Source organism: Catellatospora sp. NPDC049609 (genome assembly GCF_040675365.1).
Taxonomy (GTDB): Bacteria; Actinomycetota; Actinomycetes; order Mycobacteriales; family Micromonosporaceae; genus Catellatospora.
In genome coordinates this window covers 1-2,171 of sequence record NZ_JBFAOU010000412.1, presented here as the reverse complement: position 1 = coordinate 2,171, position 2,171 = coordinate 1, and the positions used below count along the sequence as shown (strand labels likewise).

The following is a 2,171-nucleotide window of genomic DNA, read 5'->3' as shown; positions in this document are numbered from 1 at the left end:
TGTCGGCGACGCGTGAAAACTGACCCCCTGGCGGCGGGTGAATGTTGACCCCCTCCGAATGATCAGGAGGGTGTTGAGCGTGGAGGACTGGGCGGAGATCCGCCGACTGCACCGGTCGGAGCAGATGCCGATCAAGGCCATCGCTCGTCGGTTGAAGATCTCGAAGAACACGGTCCGTCGGGCGTTGTCCGCGGCCGAGCCGCCGAAGTACGTCCGCAAGCCGGCGGGTTCGGTCGTGGACTCGGTCGAGCCGCAGATCAGGACGCTGCTGGCCGCGACGCCGGACATGCCTGCAACCGTGATCGCCGAACGTATCGGCTGGACCCGTGGGCTGACGGTGCTCAAGGAACGGGTGCGGGTTCTGCGGCCGCAGTATCAGCCTGTCGATCCGGTGTCGCGGACGACTTATCAGCCGGGAGAGCTGGCGCAGTGCGATCTGTGGTTTCCGCCCGCTGACGTCCCGGTCGGCGGCGGGCGGGCGGCGCGTCCGCCGGTGCTGGTGATGGTGTCGGGCTACTCCCGCTGGCTGATGGCCCGGATGATCCCGTCGCGGCAGGCTCACGACCTTGTCGCAGGACACTGGGCCCTGCTTTCCGGTCTTGGCGCAGTGCCGCGGGCACTGGTCTGGGACAACGAGCCCGCGGTCGGGTCGTGGAAGGCGGGCCGGCCTGCCCTCAGCAGGGACTTCGAGGCGTTTCGCGGAACGCTCGGCGTCAAAGTGGTGCAGCTGCGGCCGCGAGACCCGGAGTCCAAGGGCCTGGTCGAACGCGCCAACGGCTACCTGGAGACTTCGTTCCTGCCTGGCCGGGTCTTCGCCTCGCCGCGGGACTTCAACGACCAGCTCACCGACTGGCTGGGCCTGGCCAACCAGCGCCATCACCGGCGGATCGAGTGTCGGCCCGTCGATCGGTTGGGCGCCGACCGGGCCGCGATGGTCGCCCTGCCGCCGGTCGCGCCGGCGCTGGGCTGGCGGCACCAGGTCCGGCTCGGCCGTGACCACTGGGTGAGGGTCGAGACCTGCGACTACTCCGTGCACCCGTCGGCGATCGGCCGCCTGGTCGACGTCGTGGCCGACCTCGACACCGTCACGGTGTCTTGCGCCGGGCAGCCGGTCGCCCGGCATGAGCGCAGCTGGGCACCGCACCAGACCATCACCGACCCCGCCCACGCCGAAGAAGCCGCCCGGCTGCGGAAGGCGCACCTGAGTATCGTCCGGCAGCGCGGCGCGACCACCGAGGTCGAACAGCGCAGCCTGGCCAGCTACGACCGCATCTTCGGCGTCGACCTCGAAGAGGTGGCCTGATGCCCCCACGCGCCAAAGCCCCAGACACCGACGCCAAGCAGCGCACCAGCCGCGACACCGCCACCGAACTGGCCTACCTCACCCGCGCGATGAAGGCCCCAGCCCTGGCCGCGGCCGTCGAACGCCTCGCCGAACGCGCCCGCGCGGAGAACTGGACGTTCGAGGAGTACCTCGCTGCCTGCCTGGCCAGGGAGGTGTCCTCCCGCGAGTCCTCCGGCGGTGAGCAGCGCATCCGCTTCGCCCGCTTCCCGGCCCGCAAGAGCCTGGAGGAGTTCGACTACGACCACCAGCGCTCCGCCGACCGCACCACCATCGCCCACCTCGGCACCCTGGACTTCATCGCCGCGAAAGAAAACGTGATCTTCCTCGGACCGCCCGGCACCGGCAAGACCCACCTGGCCACCGGCCTGGGCATCCGCGCCTGCCAGGCCGGCCACCGGGTCGCCTTCGCCACCGCAGCCGAATGGGTCGCACGGCTGGCCGAGGCCCACCACACCGGCAAACTGCATCAGGAGCTGGTCAAGCTGGCCCGCGTCCCGCTGCTGATCATCGATGAGGTCGGCTACATCCCGTTCGAGGCCGAGGCCGCGAACCTGTTCTTCCAGCTGGTGTCGTCCCGCTACGAGCGGGCCTCATTGATCGTCACGTCGAACATGCCGTTCGGGCGCTGGGGCGAGGTGTTCGGAGACGAGGTCGTCGCCGCCGCGATGATCGACCGCCTGGTCCACCACGCCGAGGTCATCAGCCTCAAGGGCGACAGCTATCGCATTCGCAACCGAGACCTCGGCCGGCCAGTCCCACCGGCCGACAAGCACGACCACCGATAGGAACCGAACCAGCTAGGGGGTCAGTTTTCGGCCGTCGCTAG

2 protein-coding genes are annotated in these 2,171 nt (G+C 69.6%); both read left to right on the top strand.

The features are described from left to right. The first annotated feature begins 70 nt into the window (after positions 1-70). Positions 71-1,303, top strand: coding sequence for an IS21 family transposase (gene istA / locus AB0J67_RS40730; protein ID WP_363491121.1), 1,233 nt, complete (start codon positions 71-73; stop codon positions 1,301-1,303). Further along, positions 1,303-2,130, top strand: coding sequence for an IS21-like element helper ATPase IstB (gene istB / locus AB0J67_RS40725; protein ID WP_363491119.1), 828 nt, complete (start codon positions 1,303-1,305; stop codon positions 2,128-2,130). Before istA ends, istB begins: the two co-directional genes overlap by 1 nt. Positions 2,131-2,171: the final 41 nt, after the last annotated feature.